The sequence below is a fragment of the Citrobacter sp. wls716 genome (assembly GCF_005280975.1).
GTDB classification, from domain to species: domain Bacteria; phylum Pseudomonadota; class Gammaproteobacteria; order Enterobacterales; family Enterobacteriaceae; genus Citrobacter; species Citrobacter youngae.
Window position 1 is genome coordinate 1 of sequence record NZ_SZWX01000023.1, and the last position, 21,721, is coordinate 21,721.

The 21,721-nt window shown below is 51.1% G+C and carries 18 protein-coding genes; 14 read left to right on the forward strand and 4 right to left on the reverse strand.

Going from position 1 to position 21,721, the window contains the following annotated elements; genetic code table 11:
• From FDX24_RS05990 to ycaO, 3 genes are all read right to left on the reverse strand, one after another.
• On the reverse strand, nucleotides 1-1,525 hold a 1,525-nt coding region (locus FDX24_RS05990), incomplete at its 3' end, for a pyruvate formate lyase family protein (RefSeq protein ID WP_137363989.1).
• Nucleotides 1,526-1,584: 59 nt separating this feature from the next.
• Nucleotides 1,585-2,442, reverse strand: coding sequence for a formate transporter FocA (focA, locus tag FDX24_RS05995; protein ID WP_003831909.1), 858 nt, complete (start codon nucleotides 2,440-2,442; stop codon nucleotides 1,585-1,587).
• A gap of 404 nt (nucleotides 2,443-2,846) precedes the next feature.
• Entirely contained in the window at nucleotides 2,847-4,607 is a 1,761-nt protein-coding gene (gene ycaO, locus FDX24_RS06000) for a 30S ribosomal protein S12 methylthiotransferase accessory factor YcaO (protein WP_061067615.1), read from the reverse strand.
• A 445-nt stretch (nucleotides 4,608-5,052) separates the two neighbouring features.
• Between ycaO and serC the strand changes: the two genes are divergently transcribed.
• From serC to FDX24_RS06065, 13 genes are all read left to right on the forward strand, one after another.
• Nucleotides 5,053-6,141, forward strand: a complete 1,089-nt coding sequence (serC, locus tag FDX24_RS06005; RefSeq protein ID WP_048212142.1) for a 3-phosphoserine/phosphohydroxythreonine transaminase — start codon at nucleotides 5,053-5,055, stop codon at nucleotides 6,139-6,141.
• A 68-nt stretch (nucleotides 6,142-6,209) separates the two neighbouring features.
• The gene (gene aroA / locus FDX24_RS06010) at nucleotides 6,210-7,493 is read left to right on the forward strand and encodes a 3-phosphoshikimate 1-carboxyvinyltransferase (protein ID WP_061067616.1); all 1,284 of its coding nucleotides are present in this window, start codon (nucleotides 6,210-6,212) and stop codon (nucleotides 7,491-7,493) included.
• 138 nt (nucleotides 7,494-7,631) lie between these two features.
• The gene (locus tag FDX24_RS06015) at nucleotides 7,632-8,393 is read left to right on the forward strand and encodes a M48 family metallopeptidase (protein ID WP_048212141.1); all 762 of its coding nucleotides are present in this window, start codon (nucleotides 7,632-7,634) and stop codon (nucleotides 8,391-8,393) included.
• 171 nt (nucleotides 8,394-8,564) lie between these two features.
• The gene (gene cmk / locus FDX24_RS06020) at nucleotides 8,565-9,248 is read left to right on the forward strand and encodes a (d)CMP kinase (RefSeq protein ID WP_005123561.1); all 684 of its coding nucleotides are present in this window, start codon (nucleotides 8,565-8,567) and stop codon (nucleotides 9,246-9,248) included.
• A 113-nt stretch (nucleotides 9,249-9,361) separates the two neighbouring features.
• Nucleotides 9,362-11,035 (forward strand): 30S ribosomal protein S1, encoded by a 1,674-nt coding sequence (gene rpsA / locus FDX24_RS06025; protein WP_003035776.1) that lies wholly within the window; start codon nucleotides 9,362-9,364, stop codon nucleotides 11,033-11,035.
• A 194-nt stretch (nucleotides 11,036-11,229) separates the two neighbouring features.
• Nucleotides 11,230-11,514 (forward strand): integration host factor subunit beta, encoded by a 285-nt coding sequence (gene ihfB, locus FDX24_RS06030; RefSeq protein WP_003035780.1) that lies wholly within the window; start codon nucleotides 11,230-11,232, stop codon nucleotides 11,512-11,514.
• A 206-nt stretch (nucleotides 11,515-11,720) separates the two neighbouring features.
• On the forward strand, nucleotides 11,721-13,985 hold the full coding sequence (locus tag FDX24_RS06035) for a ComEC family protein (RefSeq protein ID WP_137363990.1): 2,265 nt from the start codon (nucleotides 11,721-11,723) through the stop codon (nucleotides 13,983-13,985).
• A gap of 36 nt (nucleotides 13,986-14,021) precedes the next feature.
• Entirely contained in the window at nucleotides 14,022-15,770 is a 1,749-nt protein-coding gene (gene msbA, locus FDX24_RS06040) for a lipid A ABC transporter ATP-binding protein/permease MsbA (protein ID WP_048212139.1), read from the forward strand.
• Nucleotides 15,767-16,744 (forward strand): tetraacyldisaccharide 4'-kinase, encoded by a 978-nt coding sequence (gene lpxK, locus FDX24_RS06045; protein WP_137363991.1) that lies wholly within the window; start codon nucleotides 15,767-15,769, stop codon nucleotides 16,742-16,744. The genes msbA and lpxK overlap by 4 nt, the downstream gene beginning before the upstream one ends.
• Nucleotides 16,745-16,785: 41 nt before the next feature.
• Nucleotides 16,786-18,018, forward strand: coding sequence for a winged helix-turn-helix domain-containing protein (locus FDX24_RS06050; protein ID WP_137363992.1), 1,233 nt, complete (start codon nucleotides 16,786-16,788; stop codon nucleotides 18,016-18,018).
• A gap of 51 nt (nucleotides 18,019-18,069) precedes the next feature.
• A complete protein-coding gene (gene ycaR / locus FDX24_RS06055; protein WP_003035793.1) occupies nucleotides 18,070-18,252 on the forward strand; it encodes a protein YcaR in 183 nt (60 codons plus the stop codon).
• Nucleotides 18,249-18,995 (forward strand): 3-deoxy-manno-octulosonate cytidylyltransferase, encoded by a 747-nt coding sequence (gene kdsB / locus FDX24_RS06060; RefSeq protein ID WP_048212136.1) that lies wholly within the window; start codon nucleotides 18,249-18,251, stop codon nucleotides 18,993-18,995. Before ycaR ends, kdsB begins: the two co-directional genes overlap by 4 nt.
• A gap of 163 nt (nucleotides 18,996-19,158) precedes the next feature.
• Nucleotides 19,159-20,052 carry a YcbJ family phosphotransferase gene (locus FDX24_RS06065; RefSeq protein WP_005123553.1) on the forward strand — a complete coding sequence of 298 codons (894 nt, stop codon included), beginning with the start codon at nucleotides 19,159-19,161 and terminating at the stop codon, nucleotides 20,050-20,052.
• Here the strand turns inward: FDX24_RS06065 and elyC are convergent.
• Nucleotides 20,032-20,805, reverse strand: coding sequence for an envelope biogenesis factor ElyC (elyC, locus tag FDX24_RS06070; RefSeq protein ID WP_137363993.1), 774 nt, complete (start codon nucleotides 20,803-20,805; stop codon nucleotides 20,032-20,034). The two genes, FDX24_RS06065 and elyC, sit on opposite strands and share 21 nt — an antisense overlap.
• 135 nt (nucleotides 20,806-20,940) lie before the next feature.
• Here elyC and cmoM point away from each other — a divergent pair, with 135 nt between their 5' ends.
• Nucleotides 20,941-21,720, forward strand: a complete 780-nt coding sequence (cmoM, locus tag FDX24_RS06075; protein WP_040231810.1) for a tRNA uridine 5-oxyacetic acid(34) methyltransferase CmoM — start codon at nucleotides 20,941-20,943, stop codon at nucleotides 21,718-21,720.
• Nucleotide 21,721 lies beyond the last annotated feature (1 nt).

Sequence of the window (21,721 nt, forward strand, 5' to 3'; positions counted from 1 at the left end):
CTTCGTAGCTGTACTTGTCGTGCATGTAGTGAATAACGTTCAGTGCGGTGACGTACTGTTTAGCCAGCCAGTCCATGAAGTGATCCATGCGGTCCATAACTTCGTCGAAGTTCAGAACGTCGCCTTTGATCGGTTCAGATTTAGGACCAACCTGCATTTTCAGTTTTTCATCAACGCCACCGTTGATTGCGTACAGCATGGTTTTCGCCAGGTTTGCACGCGCACCGAAGAACTGCATTTGTTTACCAACAACCATCGGGCTTACGCAGCAAGCGATAGCGTAGTCGTCGTTGTTGAAGTCCGGACGCATCAGGTCATCGTTCTCGTACTGCAGAGAAGAGGTGTCGATGGACACTTTAGCGGCGAATTTCTTGAAGTTCAGAGGCAGTTTTTCAGACCACAGAACGGTGATGTTCGGCTCCGGAGAAGGACCCATGGTGTACAGGGTGTTCAGGAAGCGGAAGCTGTTTTTGGTAACCAGAGTACGGCCATCAACGCCCATACCGCCGATTGATTCAGTTGCCCAAATCGGGTCACCGGAGAACAGTTCATCATATTCAGGAGTACGCAGGAAGCGAACCATACGCAGTTTCATGACCAGGTGGTCGATCATTTCCTGTGCGTCTTGCTCGGTGATTTTGCCTGCTTTCAGGTCACGTTCGATGTAAGCATCCAGGAAGGTGGATACGCGACCGAAGGACATTGCTGCACCGTTCTGAGATTTAACCGCGGCCAGGTAGCCGAAGTAAGTCCACTGGATAGCTTCCTGAGCGTTGGTAGCCGGACCAGAGATATCGCAGCCATATTTAGCAGCCATTTCTTTGATCTGACCCAGAGCGCGGTGCTGTTCAGCGATTTCTTCACGCAGACGGATAGTTGCTTCCAGGTTTACGCCATTTTCCAGATCGGACTGCAGAGAGACGAACTGAGCGTATTTGTCTTTCATCAGGTAGTCGATACCGTACAGCGCAACGCGACGGTAGTCACCGATGATACGGCCACGGCCATACGCATCTGGCAGACCAGTCAGAACACCGGATTTACGGCAGTTCAGAATGTCTTTGGTATAAACATCGAATACACCCTGGTTGTGGGTTTTACGGTATTCGGTGAAGATTTTTTTCAGCATCGGGTCCAGTTCGCGATTGTACGCTTTGCAGGAACCTTCAACCATTTTGATACCGCCAAACGGGATAATCGCACGTTTCAGCGGAGCTTCAGTTTGCAGACCAACAATTTTCTCAAGCGCTTTGTTGATGTAGCCAGCGTCGTGAGAAGTGATGGTAGAAGCAACGGAGGTGTCAAAGTCAACAGGCGCGTGAGTGCGGTTTTCCTGTTTAACGCCTTCCATTACGCTGTCCCACAGTGCAGTGGTCGCTTCAGTTGCGCCAGCCAGGAAGGACTCGTCACCCTCATACGGAGTGTAGTTTTTCTGAATGAAGTCACGGACGTTTACTTCATTCTGCCAATCACCTTTGGTAAAACCTTCCCAGGCTGTGGCTAACTTTTCATTAAGCTCGGACATGTAACACCTACCTTCTTAAGTGGATTTTTTATTTACTGCGTGTAATGAGCATCAACAAATTAATGATGATCGTTACCACGCAGGTAAATGACCCAGTATGTCAACCCGACCAACAAACCGCCGCCGATAATGTTACCGATCGTAACCGGAATCAGGTTATCGGTGATGAAATTCATCACGGTCAGGTGAGAAAAATTCTCCGGAGAAGAACCGACAGCGGTCCAGAATTCCGGGGTGGCGAAATCGCGTATTACGATACCCATAGGGATCATAAACATGTTTGCGATACTGTGCTCAAAACCGCTGGCAACAAACATTGCGACCGGTAATACCATGATAAACGCTTTGTCCATCAGGCTGCGGCCAGAGTAGCTCATCCATACCGCCAGGCACACCATTAGGTTAGCCAGAATACCAAGGCTTACAGCTTCAACAAAAGTATGGTGCACTTTGTGGTCGGCAGTTTGCAGGACGTTGAGTCCCCACGCGCCGTTGGCGGTCATATACTCGCCAGAAAGCCACATGAGTAACACAAAAATCAGCGCACCAATCAGGTTACCGACATAAACGTTAAGCCAGTTCTTCGCTAACTGACCCCAGGTAATACGACCACTGGCTTTAGCGACGACAATCAGTACGGTTGAAGTGAAGAGGTCAGCGCCGCAGACAACGCAAAGGATCAGCCCCAGGGAAAAGCAGATACCACCCACCAGCTTTGCCATGCCGAAAGGCATTGTGCCGGTACCGGTTGTGGCAGTGATATAGAAAACAAAGGCAATTGAAATGAACACACCGGCAGTAATTGCCAGATAGAACGTCTTAAGCGGATGTTTCGTTGCTTTATAGACGCCTGCTTCTTCGGCAACTTTGGCCATAGCAGCAGGAAGTATAAGATCAAAAGGGTTGTCAGCTTTCACACTAACTCTCTCTTTATTAAGTCGGCGACGAGATACTAACAAAGCATTATAGATGAGAATTTGATATAGATCATATCTCGCCTGGCTTATAGGCCCGTAAGACGCATGGTTTTTATGCAATTACGGTGTAACTTGTTGATTATCCATGTAAAAATAAATTTTAAAAATTATAAAGTGAGTTGAAATTTTTCTTTATGCCTCCAGTCGGACGGTTAATTAAAATGGAGTAATTGAGATAAATAGCGATATTAATAAACCAAAAATTTTAATATCAACTACTAATATTTAACCTTGTTTTTACATTTATTTTTGAGTACACAAAAATAAAAAAACAGGGCGCTTAGAGCGCCCCGTAATATAGCCCAGACAATACGTTTAGCCTACTCAACGCGGGCTGTTTGCCACTATTTTGACCAGTGTGCTGCTTTCGCGCGTTGCAGCTTCTCATAGGCTTTCAGCAGAGACTGATGTGCCGGGAAAGCCCGCAGATCGCTATCAACCGTTTGTAATCCGTAGAATGGCGCTTCTCCGCTCATTGCTGCACTTGCTGCTTCAACTGCCTCTGCACCGTACATACGAACAAATGCGTTAAGATACTGCAGCGGCTGACGATCTTCTTCCTGAGAGAGCAGCAGCAGAGTTTGCAGGCAACGGTAATAGTTTGCGCGTTCAGCACTAAAGACGGATGCATTAAATTCCATTGTCCATTCCGTCCAGATCAGTGCCTGCTCAAGGTCACCACCCGCCAGAGCCAGCATTACTTTGAGCTCGCCAATGCGCAGGGTATACCAGCCATTATCCGCACCGGTCGCCAAACCCAGCAGCTCACGTACGCGAGTGAAGTCGTCAAATCCTTCTTCATCCAGTTGTGCGAGCAGGTTGAGGTAGTCTTCTTTTTCCCATTCGCTGCCTGGCAGAGAGAGAATGGTCTCACGCAGGTGCGCTCCCATGCTGTTGTTGGCTAACCACAAATCTTCTGCAGGGTAGATGTCAGACATGCCCGGGACGATAATGCGGCAAGCGTAAACGCTCAGATGCTCGTAGTCGGCGATGTAGACTTCCTTATCTTCCGCTTTGAAGATGGCCATCAGGGTGGCGAACTCTTCTTCCGTGGTGCCAGAGAAATTCCAGTCAACGAACGGGTAATCGGCATCTTGCTTGAACAGATCCCAGGAGATCAGACCGCTGGAATCGATGAAGTGCGTTTCGAGGTTAGTGTGCTCAGCCACTTCTTCATCGTCGAAGGTTGGGGGAGTGAAGACATCAAGATCTTTCAGGCCACGGCCCTGCAACAGTTCAGTGACGGTACGCTCCAGTGCAACACCGAAATCCGGGTGCGCGCCGAAAGAGGCAAAACAGGTACCGTTAGCCGGGTTGAACAGTACAACGCAGATAACCGGGTATTTGCCGCCCAGCGAGCCGTCGTATGCGAAGATTGGGAATCCTTCGGCTTCCAGCTTTGCAATGGATTCAACGACTGCCGGGTAACGCGCCATCACTTCGGCCGGAATTTCCGGCAGGCTGATGCTTTCCGCGATAATGCGGTTTTTCACATAGCGCTCAAAAACTTCAGACAGCCCCTGAACGCGGGCTTCATTCGGTGTGTTACCCGCAGACATACCGTTAGATACGTACAGATTACCGATAATGTTCATCGGAATGTAAACGGTCTGATTATCTGACTGACGGGTAAACGGCAGGCCGCAAACGCCGCGTTCTTCATTGCCGGATTGCAGATCGATAAGCATGCTACCGGTCAGTTCATTGTCTGGATCGTAGAATGCACGCAGACGCGCATCCAGCAAACCTTCAGGTACGTCATCATCTTCTGTCAGTGGGAACCATTTTTCGTTCGGGTAATGTACGAACGGGCCGTTAGCGATGGTGTCGCCCAGCCAGAAATCCGCAAAGAAGTAATTCGTGGACAGACGCTCAAAATATTCGCCCAGTGCGGAGGCCAGCGCCGCTTTTTTCGTCGCACCTTTACCGTTGGTAAAGCACAGCGCGCATTCTTTGTCGCGAATATGCACAGACCAGACGTTAGGAACGGGATTCAACCACGAGGCTTCTTCAATTTGAAAACCGAGGTCGAGTAATTTTTGCTGGAAGCGAGCGATGGAATCTTCCAGTGCGGCATCTTTGCCGGGGATAAATGTTTGCGTCATGAAAATCACTTTTGTCGTACGGAAAGCGCGCAATGATACGGGTTTTCAATGAATGGCGCTATCGCCGCCCGAGCCTCGGCGCAAATAAAGCATTTGATTCACACCGTAGCGTGTTCAGTCGAATGTCTGCGGACTATCTGCTGAAGGGAAGGGGGCTTCTTTCTTTATATATCTCTGCGCTATGCAAAACCAGAATGGTCGAAGGTTGGCTGGGCCAAATGCGCCTCCTGATAGCGAAAATCTCGGTTTTTATCCGTCAATCCGATAGATTCTTTTGTGTGATGCACCGCTCATTTTTGCCCTGGCCAGTTTTACCCATTGCGGCGCGTGTCACTGAATGATAAAACCGATATCCACAGGAATAACTTATACCCAATGTCTGTCACAGGAATTATCGTAAACGACAGGATGTTGATCGGATAACAACACAACGTGGTGAGGGGAAATGGCTCAGGTCTTCAATTTTAGTTCAGGTCCGGCAATGCTACCGGCAGAAGTACTTAAACTGGCTCAACAGGATCTTCGCGACTGGAACGGTCTTGGCACGTCGGTGATGGAAATTAGCCACCGTGGCAAAGAGTTCATCCAGGTCGCAGAGGAAGCGGAGCAGGATTTTCGCGATCTTCTCAGTATCCCCTCCAACTATAAAGTGTTGTTCTGTCATGGCGGTGGCCGTGGGCAGTTTGCGGGTATCCCATTAAATATTCTGGGTGACAAAACCACGGCGGATTACGTCGATGCCGGTTACTGGGCCGCCAGTGCAATTAAAGAAGCGAAAAAGTACTGCACGCCAAATGTTATCGACGCCAAAGTCACCGTTGACGGACTGCGTGCTGTTAAACCGATGAGTGAATGGCAGCTTTCTGACAATGCGGCGTATCTGCACTATTGTCCGAACGAAACCATCGACGGTATCGCGATTGATGAAACGCCGAATTTTGCCAGCAACGTGGTGGTTACGGCGGATCTGTCCTCGACCATTCTTTCCGCACCGCTTGACGTTAGTCGTTATGGCGTAATTTACGCCGGGGCGCAGAAAAACATCGGCCCGGCCGGGCTGACCATTGTCATCGTACGTGAAGATTTGCTGGGTAAGGCCCATGTGTCCTGCCCGTCAATCCTCGACTATACCGTGCTGAATGACAACGACTCCATGTTCAATACGCCACCGACCTTTGCCTGGTATCTGTCTGGCCTGGTTTTTAAATGGCTGAAAGAGCAGGGCGGTGTTAACGCGATGGATAAAATTAACCAGCAAAAAGCGGAACTGTTGTACGGCGTGATTGATAACAGCGATTTCTACCGCAACGATGTGGCGAAATCGAACCGTTCACGCATGAACGTCCCGTTCCAGTTGGCTGACAACGCGCTGGATAAACTTTTCCTGGAAGAGTCGTTTGCTGCCGGTCTGCATGCACTGAAGGGACATCGTGTAGTTGGCGGAATGCGGGCTTCAATCTATAACGCTATGCCGCTGGAAGGCGTAAAAGCACTGACCGATTTCATGGTCGATTTCGAGCGCCGCCGCGGCTAATCTGCTGTATTTTCATCCCCACAGTCAGTCTGTGGGGTTTTTATGTCTGTTTTTGAGAGTTGAGTTTCATGGAATCCCTGACGTTACAACCCATTGCGCGGGTGGATGGCACCATCAATCTGCCTGGATCCAAAAGTGTTTCTAACCGCGCTTTGCTGCTGGCTGCATTAGCAAATGGCACCACTGTCCTGACCAACCTGCTGGACAGCGATGATGTCCGCCATATGCTTAATGCTCTGAATGCGTTAGGGATTAGCTATACCCTTTCTGCCGATCGCACGCGTTGCGAGATAATCGGTAACGGCGGCGCGCTGCATGCAGAAGGCGCTGTAGAGCTGTTCCTTGGCAATGCCGGAACCGCAATGCGCCCGCTGGCCGCAGCGCTGTGCCTGGGCAGCAATGACATCGTGCTGACGGGCGAACCGCGCATGAAAGAGCGCCCGATTGGTCATCTGGTTGATGCGTTACGCCAGGGCGGAGCCAACATTGAATACCTGGAGCAGGAAAATTATCCGCCTCTACGTCTGCGCGGTGGTTTCACCGGAGGGCAAGTTGAGGTAGACGGCAGCGTATCCAGCCAGTTCCTCACTGCATTGCTGATGACTGCGCCGCTGGCGCCGCAGGACACGACGATCGCCATTAAAGGTGAGCTGGTATCCAAACCTTACATTGATATCACACTGAACCTGATGAAAACGTTTGGTGTTGAAATTGAGAATCAGAACTACCAGCGCTTTGTCGTGCAGGGCAACCAACAGTACCAGTCTCCGGGCGCCTATCTGGTAGAAGGCGACGCTTCATCGGCCTCGTATTTTCTTGCGGCTGGCGCGATCAAAGGCGGTACGGTGAAGGTTACCGGGATTGGGCGTCATAGCATGCAGGGTGATATTCGCTTTGCTGATGTGCTGGAAAAAATGGGCGCGACCGTGACATGGGGTGATGATTTTATTGCCTGTACTCGCGGTGAGTTGAACGCTGTCGATATGGACATGAACCATATTCCTGATGCGGCAATGACCATTGCGACCGCCGCGTTGTTTGCAAAGGGCACAACGACTTTACGGAACATTTACAACTGGCGCGTCAAAGAGACCGACCGTCTGTTTGCGATGGCAACGGAGTTGCGGAAAGTGGGCGCGGAAGTTGAAGAGGGGCATGATTTTATCCGTATCACTCCGCCGGTTAAGCTGCAGTTTGCGGATATTGCGACCTATAACGATCACCGTATGGCGATGTGTTTCTCGCTGGTGGCGTTGTCTGACACGCCGGTAACCATTCTGGACCCTAAATGCACCGCCAAAACCTTCCCGGATTATTTCGAACAGTTGGCCCGTATTAGTACTCCTGCCTGATCCTCACGAAACGCCGGTCCCTGGACTGGCGTTTCGATGTCCGTAACCGCACTGTTTTTACGCTTACAACTAATGCTAATTTGTTGATGATTTAACTTATTTATTTGTTTTTATTATAAATATCATCGGAAGATTAGCATGAAAAATAAATCACTCTTTTTGGCGTTGGCGGTTTCCGCTACGTTGTTGGCAGGTTGTAAAAATGGCGTAAATGGCGACCTTGTTGCCAGTTCCGGTATGGCGGCTTATAAAGCTGCGACGCTTTCCGACGCTGATGTCAAATCTCTCTCTAACAGTTCATGTAAGCAGATGGATAGCGAAAACCAGCTAGCGGGCGCAAAAAGCAAATACACTAAGCGTCTGAATAAAATTGCGAAAGCGTTGGGTAATAACATTGATGGAACGCCGGTCAACTATAAGGTTTATATGACCAGTGATATCAATGCCTGGGCAATGGCGAATGGATGCGTACGTGTTTATTCGGGTTTGATGGACCAGATGACCGACAATGAGATTGAAGGTGTGCTGGGTCATGAGTTGGGCCATGTTTCTTTAGGACACTCACGTAAAGCAATGCAGACTGCGTATGCCACACTCGCTGCGCGCGATGCTATTTCTGCGACCAGCGGCGTCGCTTCTCAGCTTTCCCAGTCTCAGTTGGGCGATCTGGCGGAAGGTGTGATTAACTCAGCGTTCTCCCGTAGCCAGGAATCGGATGCGGATGACTTTTCCTATGATTTGCTGAAAAAACGCGGTATTGACCGTCAGGGGTTAGTGACTGCGTTTGATAAGTTTGCCACGATGGACGCAGGCCATGCAAAATCACTGATGGATTCTCATCCGGCATCTGACGATCGTGCTCAGCATATGCGTGAACGTATCGCTGCAGATAAAAAGTAAAACAGTGTCATCTTCCGGGCTGGTTTCTCGCTAGCCCGCTATAATTGCGCAATTCTTCCTCATATCGTTACAGACTAATCGGGTTTTTACACTCTGTGTTAACGATTATTAGCGTTGGCGCGTATAATGCGCGGCGTTCACGTTAACGTATGCCCGTTTAAGGAGAAAAAGATGACGGCAATTGCCCCGGTTATTACCATTGATGGCCCAAGTGGTGCAGGAAAAGGCACCTTGTGCAAGGCAATGGCGGAAGCATTGCAGTGGCATCTGTTAGATTCAGGCGCGATCTACCGCGTACTGGCGCTCGCAGCGTTACATCACCATGTTGATGTCACTTCTGAAGATGCTCTGGTACCGCTTGCCTCACACCTGGATGTGCGTTTTATCTCAACGGACGGCAACCTGGAAGTCATTCTGGAAGGCGAAGATGTCAGCGGCGAAATCCGCACCCAGGAAGTGGCGAATGCCGCCTCTCAGGTCGCTGCGTTTCCTCGCGTACGCGAAGCGCTGTTACGTCGTCAACGCGCGTTTCGTGAAGCGCCCGGCCTGATTGCCGACGGACGTGATATGGGCACGGTGGTGTTCCCTGATGCGCCAGTAAAAATTTTTCTGGACGCCTCCTCGCAAGAACGTGCGCATCGACGTATGCTACAGTTGCAGGAGAAGGGCTTTAGTGTTAACTTTGAACGCCTTTTGGCCGAGATCGAAGAACGCGATTACCGCGATCGCAACCGTGCTGTAGCGCCGCTGGTTCCCGCTGCTGATGCTTTAGTTTTAGATTCAACCCGATTAAGCATTGAGCAAGTGATTGAAAAAGCGTTACAATACGCGCGCCAAAAACTGGCTCTCGCATAAGTGCGACCGAATTTGCAGTACCCCCGTTGCAATGGATTGACAGCGGGTATGTTAAACAACCCCATCCGGCATGGAGCCAGGTGGACGTTAAATATGAAACCTGAAGATTAAACATGACTGAATCTTTTGCTCAACTGTTTGAAGAATCCTTAAAAGAAATCGAAACCCGCCCGGGTTCCATCGTTCGTGGTGTTGTTGTTGCTATCGACAAAGACGTAGTACTGGTTGACGCCGGTCTGAAATCTGAGTCCGCCATTCCGGCAGAGCAGTTCAAAAACGCCCAGGGCGAGCTGGAAATCCAGGTTGGTGACGAAGTTGACGTTGCTCTGGATGCAGTAGAAGACGGCTTCGGTGAAACCCTGCTGTCCCGTGAAAAAGCTAAACGTCACGAAGCTTGGATCACGCTGGAAAAAGCTTACGAAGAAGCTGCAACCGTTACTGGTGTTATCAATGGCAAAGTCAAGGGTGGCTTCACTGTTGAGCTGAATGGTATTCGCGCGTTCCTGCCGGGTTCCCTGGTAGACGTTCGTCCGGTCCGCGACACGCTGCACCTGGAAGGCAAAGAGCTTGAATTCAAAGTAATCAAGCTGGATCAGAAGCGTAACAACGTTGTTGTTTCCCGTCGTGCCGTTATCGAATCCGAAAACAGCGCAGAACGCGATCAGCTGCTGGAAAACCTGCAGGAAGGCATGGAAGTTAAAGGTATCGTTAAGAACCTCACTGACTACGGTGCATTCGTTGATCTGGGTGGCGTTGACGGCCTGCTGCACATCACCGACATGGCATGGAAACGCGTTAAGCATCCGAGCGAAATCGTAAACGTTGGCGACGAAATCACTGTTAAAGTGCTGAAGTTCGACCGCGAGCGTACTCGTGTATCTCTGGGCCTGAAACAGCTGGGCGAAGATCCATGGGTAGCTATCGCTAAGCGTTATCCGGAAGGTACCAAACTGACTGGTCGCGTGACCAACCTGACCGACTACGGCTGCTTCGTTGAAATCGAAGAAGGCGTTGAAGGCCTGGTTCACGTTTCCGAAATGGATTGGACCAACAAAAACATCCACCCGTCCAAAGTTGTTAACGTTGGCGACGTAGTGGAAGTTATGGTTCTGGATATCGACGAAGAACGTCGTCGTATCTCCCTGGGTCTGAAGCAGTGCAAAAACAACCCATGGCAGCAGTTCGCGGAAACCCACAACAAGGGCGACCGTGTTGAAGGTAAAATCAAGTCTATTACTGACTTCGGTATCTTCATCGGCCTGGACGGCGGCATCGACGGCCTGGTTCACCTGTCTGACATCTCCTGGAACGTTGCAGGCGAAGAAGCAGTTCGTGAATACAAAAAAGGCGACGAAATCGCAGCAGTTGTTCTGCAGGTTGACGCAGAGCGTGAGCGTATCTCTCTGGGCGTTAAACAGCTCGCAGAAGATCCGTTCAACAACTGGGTTGCACTGAACAAGAAAGGCGCAATCGTAAACGGTAAAGTCACTGCAGTTGACGCTAAAGGCGCAACCGTAGAACTGGCTGACGGCGTTGAAGGTTACCTGCGCGCTTCTGAAGCTTCCCGCGACCGCGTTGAAGATGCAACTCTGGTTCTGAGCGTAGGCGACGACGTTGAAGCTAAATTCACCGGCGTTGATCGTAAGAACCGTGCAATCAGCCTGTCTGTTCGTGCTAAAGACGAAGCTGATGAGAAAGATGCAATCGCAACTGTTAACAAACAGGAAGATGCAAACTTCTCTAACAACGCAATGGCTGAAGCTTTCAAAGCAGCTAAAGGCGAGTAATATCGAGTACTCTATACCCGCACATGCAACTTGAAGTATGACGGGTATAAATCCTTTGTGCTGTTAACAACACAAAGGGTGACGAGTAGCTTGACAGATTACAGGATTCGTCCTGTAATCAATGACAAAGGGCGGCTACGGCCGCCCTTAATCAATGCAGCAGCTAATTTTGCCTTTAAGGAACCGGAGGAATCATGACCAAGTCAGAATTGATTGAAAGACTTGCAACCCAGCAACCTCATATTCCCGCGAAAGCGGTTGAAGATGCAGTAAAAGAGATGCTGGAACATATGGCCTCGACTCTTGCGCAGGGCGAGCGTATTGAAATCCGCGGTTTCGGCAGTTTTTCTTTGCATTACCGCGCACCACGCACCGGACGTAATCCGAAGACTGGCGATAAAGTGGATCTGGAAGGAAAATATGTTCCGCACTTTAAGCCGGGTAAAGAACTGCGCGATCGCGCCAATATTTACGGTTAAGTCCTCAGCAAGACTTAGCCCCGAGAAAAGCACCTGTATGGGTGCTTTTTTCATTTTCACCTCCCAGTGCTGGAATCTCTCTCCCAACATATTTGTATGTTACATCTGCAGTTAAATAACATCGGAACGCACCTCGTTTACCGGTAAATAGTTGCCAGACATCTGCTGAATTGTCCTGCACACTCCCTGTCACAGGGAGGTGTCATATGAAACTAACAACAATCAGTACGTGTGCGTTATGCGGCATTCTCCCGCTGACGGTATTACCCGTATTACCTGACATGCTGTGTGTCAGCTTGGTATTTGGTCTGGCGTGTCTGCTTTGTCTCATTCCTCATCGATATATGCATTACGCTGGATTAGTCCTGCTGTTTTTCCTGTGGGGAATACTGGCTGCGAAAGAGGTTATCTGGGCCGGTAATACGCTGCCTGCGAAAACCCAGCAAGCCATTGTGAGGATAACCGGAACTGACAATATGACAACGCACTACGGCCAAATCACTCACCTTCAGGGGAAACGAATCTTTCCTGCCGTTGGCGTCGTACTGTATGGACAGTACTTACCTGGCGATGTTTGCGCAGGTCAGACATGGGCGATGATGCTGAAAGTTCGTGCTGTGCATGGGCAACTGAATGAAGGTGGATTTGATAGCCAGCGCTATGCATTGGCACAGCATCAGCCGCTAACGGGGCGATTTCTGCAGGCCTCAGTGATTACACCGCAATGCAGTCTGCGTGCACGTTATCTCTCCTCGCTAAAAACCACGCTTGCCGCCTATCCCTGGCAGCAAGTCATACTGGGGCTGGGGATGGGGGAACGTTTGTCTGTATCGCAGGCGGTAAAAAATATAATGCGTGACACCGGAACAGCACATTTGATGGCCATTTCCGGGCTGCATATTGCTTTTGCCGCACTCCTCGCTGGCGGATTGATACGAGGCGGACAATTTTTTATGCCAGCACGCTGGATCTGCTGGCAGGCTCCGCTAGTCGGGGGGGTGCTCTGCGCTGCATTTTATGCCTGGCTGACGGGGCTGCAACCACCGGCATTACGCACGGTCATCGCGCTAATGGTATGGGGGGCACTAAAACTAAGCGGCAGGCAGTGGAGTGGCTGGGCGGTCTGGATTACCTGTCTGGCAGCAATTGTGGTAGTAGATCCGGTCGCGGTGATTTCACAAAGTCTGTGGTTGTCTGCTTTCGCCGTAGCGGCGCTGCTATTCTGGTTTCAGTGGATGCCGATGCCGTGCTGGCCGCTCTCGCGTATCGGACGTGCAGTGCTGGCGCTTGCTCATCTTCAACTGGGAATTACGGTACTGCTTCTGCCTGTCCAAATCGCATTATTTCACGGTGTTAGCCTGAGCTCATTGCTGGCCAATTTATTTGCGGTACCGCTGGTCACATTTGTTTCAGTTCCTCTGATATTAGCGGGTATGGTCGTGCATTTAACCGGTCAGGTGATGATCGAGGCAGGGCTGTGGTATCTCGCTGACCGTTCTATGGAGCTGTTATTTTGGGGTCTCAATAGCTTACCGGAAGGATGGCTCAACATTGATGCGCGTTGGCAATGGCTTGCACTGTCCCCATGGCTGATGCTTATTGCATGGCGATTAAATGCCTGGGAAACGCTACCGGTTGCCTGTTTTACCGGGCTTTTGTTATTGAGTGGACCGTTCTGGAGGACACCCCGCGCTGATTTGTGGCAGGTACATATGCTGGACGTCGGGCAGGGGCTGGCGATGGTGATTGCGCGTAATGGTAAAGCACTGCTTTATGATACTGGTCTGGCATGGCCTGAAGGTGATAGCGCGCAACAGCTGATTATTCCCTGGCTACGTTGGCACAACCTGGAACCGCAAGGGGTAATTCTAAGTCACGAGCATTTGGATCACCGTGGAGGGTTGCAATCGCTACAGCAAGCCTGGCCGTCACTGTGGATCAGAAGTCCGTTGGGCTGGAAAGGGCATCTCCCTTGTTTTCGCGGGGAGCATTGGCAATGGCAGGGATTAACATTTAGTGCACATTGGCCAGTCAGTGGAAATAAAGAGCAGGGGAATAACCATTCCTGTGTGGTAAAGGTGGATGACGGACATCAGAGTATTCTCCTGACTGGTGATATTGAATCCCCTGCTGAACAAAAAATGCTAAGTCACTACTGGCAGCATCTGCAGGCTACGTTTGTGCAGGTTCCACACCACGGGAGTAACACGTCATCCTCATTGGCGCTGATTCAACGCGTTGGCGGACAGGCCGCAATAGCCTCAGCATCCCGCTACAATGCCTGGCGTCTACCGTCATGGAAAGTCCGACAGCGTTACCGGAAACAAAATTATCAGTGGCTGGACACACCCCACCAGGGGCAAATCACGCTAGATATTTATCAAAAAAGTTGGCGCATACGCAGCTTACGGGATCAGATTTTACCCCGTTGGTATCATCAGTGGTTTGGCGTGTTGGAGGATAACGGGTAGAATATGCGGCTATTCTAACAAATGCTGGTTTTTTGAATGCATAACGATAAAGATCTCTCTACGTGGCAGACGTTTCGCCGACTATGGCCAACCATAGCGCCTTTTAAATCGGGTCTGATCGTGGCGGGTATAGCGTTAGTCCTTAACGCGGCCAGCGATACCTTCATGTTATCGCTCCTCAAGCCATTACTGGATGATGGTTTTGGTAAAACTGATCGCTCTGTGCTGCTGTGGATGCCTCTGGTGGTCATTGGGCTAATGATAGTTCGCGGTATTACGAGCTACGTCTCCAGCTACTGTATTTCATGGGTGTCAGGCAAAGTGGTCATGACCATGCGCCGCCGCCTGTTTGGTCATATGATGGGTATGCCTGTCGCCTTTTTTGATAAACAGTCTACCGGTACGCTGCTGTCTCGTATTACCTATGATTCAGAGCAGGTCGCGTCATCATCTTCTGGTGCGCTAATCACCGTAGTACGTGAAGGTGCCTCGATTATTGGCCTGTTTATCATGATGTTCTATTACAGTTGGCAGCTGTCATTGATCCTGATTGTGCTGGCGCCAATTGTGTCAGTGGCAATCCGAGTGGTTTCCAAGCGCTTTCGTAGCATCAGTAAAAACATGCAAAACACCATGGGGCAGGTTACGACAAGTGCGGAGCAGATGCTGAAAGGCCACAAAGAAGTTTTGATTTTTGGTGGTCAGGAAGTTGAAACCAAGCGTTTTGACAAAGTCAGCAACAAGATGCGTCTGCAGGGTATGAAGATGGTTTCTGCCTCTTCTATCTCCGATCCTATCATCCAGTTGATCGCTTCTCTGGCTCTGGCCTTCGTGTTATATGCGGCCAGTTTCCCAAGCGTGATGGAAAACCTGACGGCAGGGACAATCACCGTTGTCTTCTCTTCAATGATCGCCCTGATGCGTCCACTGAAGTCACTGACTAACGTCAATGCGCAGTTCCAGCGCGGTATGGCGGCATGCCAGACCTTATTTACGATACTGGATAGCGAACAAGAGAAAGATGAAGGTAAACGCGTCATTGAGCGCGCTTCTGGCGATCTGGAGTTCCGTAATGTGACCTTTACCTACCCGGGCCGTGACATTCCTGCGCTACGTAACATCAACCTGAATATTCCGGCGGGCAAAACCGTTGCCCTGGTTGGTCGTTCGGGTTCTGGTAAATCCACTATCGCCAGCCTGATCACGCGCTTCTACGATATTGATGAAGGGCAGATTCTGATGGATGGGCACGACCTGCGTGAATACACCCTGTCATCGCTGCGCGATCAGGTGGCGCTGGTATCGCAGAACGTTCACCTGTTCAATGATACGGTTGCCAACAACATCGCCTACGCGCGTACCGATATGTACAGCCGCGAGCAGATCGAAAAAGCGGCACAGATGGCCTACGCCATGGATTTCATCAACAAGATGGATGATGGTCTGGATACGGTGATTGGCGAAAACGGCGTGCTGCTTTCAGGTGGTCAGCGCCAGCGTATCGCCATCGCTCGCGCCTTGCTGCGCGACAGTCCGATCCTGATCCTCGATGAAGCTACGTCGGCGCTGGATACCGAATCCGAACGCGCGATTCAGTCTGCGCTGGATGAGCTACAGAAAAACCGTACCTCTCTGGTTATTGCTCACCGCCTTTCTACCATTGAACAGGCAGACGAGATCATCGTGGTGGAGGATGGTCTGATTGTCGAACGCGGAACCCATAGCGAACTGCTTGAGCAGCGTGGGGTTTATGCACAATTACATAAGATGCAATTCGGTCAATGATCGCACGTATCTGGTCTGGTGAATCGCCGCTGTGGCGATTGCTACTTCCACTCTCCTGGCTGTATGGCCTGGTGAGTGGCGGGATCCGCCTATGCTACAAGCTTGGGCTTAAACGTGCATGGCGTGCGCCAGTACCGGTGGTGGTGGTTGGCAATCTTACCGCGGGCGGCAATGGTAAAACGCCGGTAGTGATTTGGCTGGTTGAGCAGCTGCAGCAACGCGGTATTCGTGTGGGCGTAGTGTCTCGTGGTTATGGCGGGAAAGCAGTGACTTATCCGCTATTGCTAACGGCAGACACCACTACCGCAGAAGCGGGTGATGAGCCTGTGCTTATCTTTCAACGTACCGGCGTACCCGTAGCGGTATCTCCGGTAAGATCGGATGCGGTAAAAGCGATCCTTGCTCACCATGACGTGCAGATTATTGTGACAGACGATGGGTTACAGCACTATCGTCTGGCTCGTGATGTGGAAATCGTGGTGATTGACGGTGTGCGTCGGTTTGGTAACGGCTGGTGGCTCCCTGCTGGGCCAATGCGTGAACGCGCAGGTCGCCTTAAATCGGTAGATGCCACGATCGTTAATGGCGGCGTTGCGCGACCGGGTGAAATTCCCATGCATCTTGAGCCGGGGCCGGCCGTTAATTTACGTACCGGTGAACGTCGCGATGTGGCGCAACTGCCTGATATTGTCGCCATGGCGGGTATCGGTCATCCACCCCGTTTTTTTGCCACGCTTGAGGCATGTGGCGCCAGGTTACAAAAATGTGTCGCACTGGCGGACCATCAGTCTCTGACCTACAGTGACGTCAGTGCGTTGTTAGCAGAAGGACAAACGCTGGTGATGACGGAAAAAGATGCGGTTAAATGTCGTGCGTTTGCCGATGAAAACTGGTGGTATTTACCGGTTGACGCTCATCTGTCAGGCGAACGGCCTGATGTGTTGCTGGATAGCTTAATCTCGCTGACTCGCTGACTGATTCACGCTGCGGCAGCGAATCATTTATGAGGCCATAAATGTCGTTGCCGCACCTTTCTTTGACAGATGCCCGTCATCTTCATCTTGCTGCCCAGGGGCTACTGAAAAAAACACGCCGCCGGGCAACGCCTGCAGATATTCTTCCCACCATTTCGCGTATGTCGTTACTGCAAATCGATACCATCAATATTGTGGCGCGCAGTCCCTATCTGGTGCTGTTTAGTCGTTTGGGTGACTATTCCCCCCAATGGCTGGATGAGTCCTTACTGCAGGGCGAATTGATGGAGTATTGGGCGCATGAAGCCTGTTTTTTACCGCGCAGCGACTTTACGCTGATACGCCATCGTATGTTGGCTCCGGAAAAAATGGGCTGGAAATACAAAGCGGCGTGGATGAAAGAACATGCCCATGAAATTGAGCAACTGTTACAGCATATCCAGCATAACGGGCCGGTACGTTCAGCCGATTTCGAGCATCCGCGTAAGGGCGCCAGCGGTTGGTGGGAATGGAAACCACAAAAGCGGCATCTGGAAGGGCTTTTTACATCCGGGAAAGTGATGGTGGTGGAGCGGCGTAATTTTCAGCGAGTGTATGATTTAACGCATCGCGTCATGCCTCATTGGGATGACGAGCGTGACCGGCTGTCGCAGGATGAAGCCGAAATTGTGATGCTGGATAATAGCGCCCGTAGTTTGGGTATTTTCCGTGAGCAGTGGTTGGCGGACTACTATCGCCTGAAGCGTCCGGCGTTAAAAAACTGGTGCGATATGCGAAGGGAACAGCGACATATAATTCCTGTTGATGTAGAAGGGCTGGGCACCTTGTGGTTGCACAGCCACCTTCAGCCGCAACTGGAACTTGCTCTGGCGGGAAAGTTGACTGCCACCCACAACGCTGTTTTATCCCCGTTTGATCCGGTGGTCTGGGATCGTAAACGGGCAGAACAGCTGTTTGATTTTAGCTACCGACTGGAATGCTATACGCCAGCGCCGAAACGTCAGTATGGTTATTTCGTCTTGCCGTTGCTGCATCGCGGGCAGTTAGTTGGGCGCATGGACGCCAAAATGCACCGTAAAACCGGCGTGCTGGAGGTTATTTCGCTGTGGTTGCAGGATGGCATCAAACCAGGGGTTACTCTGCAAAAAGGATTGTTTCAGGCGATTGATGATTTTGCCCGCTGGCAGCAGGCGACGCGAGTGACATTGGGGCATTGCCCGGACGGTTTATTTGCTGAATCTCGGCACGGTTGGGAAATAGACCCAGCCTCTTAATTGATTATGTTAATATTTACGGATTCACAATCCGGTCCATCTGGAGGAACTATGGATCATCGTCTGCTTGAAATCATTGCCTGCCCGGTATGCAATGGCAAACTCTGGTTTAACCAGGAAAAACAGGAACTGATTTGTAAACTGGATAACCTTGCTTTCCCACTGCGCGACGGCATTCCAGTTTTGCTGGAAACCGAAGCCCGTGTTCTGACTGCTGATGAGAGTAAATCATGAGTTTTGTGGTCATTATTCCTGCGCGTTATGCGTCCACACGTTTGCCGGGTAAGCCGCTGCTGGATATCAACGGCAAGCCCATGATTGTGCATGTCCTGGAACGTGCGCGTGAATCTGGCGCTGAGCGTATTATTGTTGCCACCGATCATGAAGATGTCGCTCGTGCGGTAGAAGCGGTGGGTGGCGAAGTGTGCATGACCCGTGCCGATCACCAGTCTGGCACGGAGCGACTGGCGGAAGTTGTCGAGAAATGTGGCTTTAGCGATGATACCGTTATTGTGAACGTCCAGGGTGATGAGCCGATGATCCCGGCGGTCATTATTCGTCAGGTCGCTGAGAATCTGGCGCAGCGCCAGGTTGGTATGGCGACCCTTGCAGCCCCGATTCACAGCGCAGAAGAGGCGTTTAATCCAAATGCGGTAAAAGTTGTGCTGGATGCCGAAGGTTATGCTCTCTATTTTTCCCGTGCGACGATCCCATGGGATCGCGACCGTTTTTCCAAAAGCCTCGAAACGGTGGGCGATACCTTCCTGCGTCACCTGGGCATTTACGGTTATCGCGCCGGATTTATTCGCCGTTATGTAAACTGGCAGCCGAGTCCGCTTGAGCATATTGAAATGCTGGAGCAACTGCGTGTGCTGTGGTACGGCGAGAAAATTCACGTTGCCGTCGCAAAAGAAGTCCCGGGAACCGGCGTAGACACTGCCGAAGACCTTGAGCGCGTTCGCGCTGAAATGCGTTAGTTTTTCTCATGACACTCCCCCCGGTGATGCGATTTTTTGGGAGGAGTGTCGTATCGTTACGCTTTCCCTCCACTTTTCTTTTCATCAATTGATCTCATCCGGGTGACATCTGTCTGCACGACGCTCATTATGAAAGCAGTAGCATTAATGAGGGCAATCTGAAATGGAACAGTTGCGTGCCGAACTCAGCCATCTGCTGGGTGAAAAACTCAGTCGTATTGAATGCGTAAATGAAAAAGTGGATACGGCCCTGTGGTCACTGTATGACAGCCAGGGAAATCCGATGCCACTGATGGCGAGAAGTTTCACCACACCGGGGATGGCGCAGCAGTTAGCATGGAAAACCACCATGCTGGCACGTAGCGGGACTGTGCGTATGCCAGTCATTTATGGGGTCTTAACGCACGAAGAGCATCCCGGCCCTGATGTCCTGTTGCTTGAGCGTTTACGCGGTGTGCCGGTAGAAGCGCCAGCCAGAACGCCCGAACGCTGGGAACATTTAAAGGATCAGATTGTAGAAGGTCTGCTTTCATGGCATCGACAGGATAGCCGCGGCTGTGTGGGAATGGTGGATAACACGCAAGAGAATATCTGGCCATCCTGGTATCGTCAGCGAGTTGAGGTGCTGTGGACTACGTTAAGTCAGTTCAACAATACCGGGCTGACAATGCAGGACAAACGGATCCTGTTTCGTACCCGTGAGTGTTTGCCCGCTTTATTTGAAGGATTCAATGATAACTGCGTGCTGATCCACGGTAATTTCAGCTTACGCAGCATGCTTAAAGACGCCCGTAGCGATCAGCTTCTGGCAATGGTGGGGCCGGGGTTGATGCTGTGGGCGCCCAGGGAATATGAACTGTTCCGCTTAATGGATAATGCGCTGGCGGAAAGCCTGCTATGGCAATACCTGCAGCGCGCGCCAGTGGCGGAGTCGTTCATCTGGCGGCGCTGGCTGTATGTGTTATGGGATGAGGTTGCGCAACTGGTCAATACCGGACGTTTTAATCGTTCCAACTTTGACCTGGCAACGAAATCACTACTGCCGTGGCTCGCCTGAACCTTTTAGCCACTGCCAGATGCGCCCCAACGTTTCGTAACCAACACGATCGCTATGCATCAGCCAGACAGGCGAAGGAATTGCTCGCTCCCACGGATTGAGTGGTGAATCGATGGCCAGTTGATTAGCGGGTGCAGGCAACGGATGCAGTCCGGCCTGCTGGAAGAAAATCATCGCACGCGGTAAGTGCGATGCGGATGTCACCAGCAGGAACGGCGTATCGCCAATGGCCTGTTTTACTGCTATCGCTTCTTCTTCGGTATCTTTAGGTTTGTCCAGCGTAATGATCTCGCTGCGGGGCACGCCCAGCGACTGCGCCACGCGAGCGCCAGCTTCAGCCGTGCTGACATTATTGGTTTTTGCGGCAGCGCCGGTAAAGATAAGCTTCGAGCCCGGGTTTGCGCGCCATAGGCGAATACCTTCATTCAGACGTGGAAGGCTGTTGTTGATCAGGTTTGAACTTGGCGCCCACTGCGGATTCCACGTATATCCGCCACCCAACACCACAATGTACTCCACTTTTTGCGTACCCTGCCAGGTTGGATAACTATCCTCAAGCGGTTTCAGCAGACGATCGGCGACAGGTTGCAGGCTAAGCAGTAAAAGTGCGAGCCAACTCAGGCTGATACACACTTTCCCCGTTTTCTGAAAGCGGCTAAACCAGATTAACCCCAGGCCGATGCCCATCACAAGCAGCATCAACGGAAGCGGCAGCATCATACCGCCAATCACTTTCTTCAGCGTAAAAAGCATCCTTTTTGGTTCCTTTTTTAACCATATAGCAGGGGATCTGCAGCGATATTACACCAGGAAGGTTCATTCTCGGCGTGGGTGTGACAAAATAGCGGTTTTACTTAGTCACCCTAAAGCCAGCCTGTGGAGAGCCCGATGCGGGATCGCAATTTTGATGACATTGCAGAGAAGTTTTCCCGTAACATTTACGGCACCACCAAAGGTCAATTAAGACAGGCTATTCTCTGGCAGGATTTGGATCGCTTACTGCCCACGCTCGGTGAACAGAAATTACATATTCTGGATGCGGGTGGGGGCGAAGGGCAAACGGCCATCAAAATGGCGGAGCGCGGTCACTTCGTGACATTATGTGACCTGTCCGGTGAGATGATCGCCCGTGCGCAACAGGCAGCAGAGGCAAAAGGTGTGAGCGGAAACATGCATTTCATACAATGCGCCGCTCAGGATGTTGCTGCGCATTTGGAAAGCCCGGTTGATCTGATATTGTTTCATGCTGTGCTGGAATGGGTGGCCGAACCGGTTTGCGTGCTGCAAACCCTGTGGTCGGTATTACGTCCCGGCGGCGCGTTATCGTTAATGTTCTACAATGCTAACGGTCTGCTGATGCACAACATGGTCGCAGGGAATTTCGACTATGTGCAGGTTGGGATGCCAAAACGTAAAAAACGTACGCTTTCACCAGACTATCCGCGTGAACCAGGACAGGTTTACCAGTGGCTGGAAGAGATCGGTTGGCAGATAACCGGTAAGACAGGCGTGCGCGTGTTTCATGATTATCTGCGAGATAAGCATCAACAGCGTGACGGTTATGAAATGTTACTTGAGTTAGAAACGCGCTATTGCCGCCAGGAACCGTATATCAGCCTTGGCCGCTATATTCATGTCACCGCGCGCAAACCGCAGATGCAAGGATAAC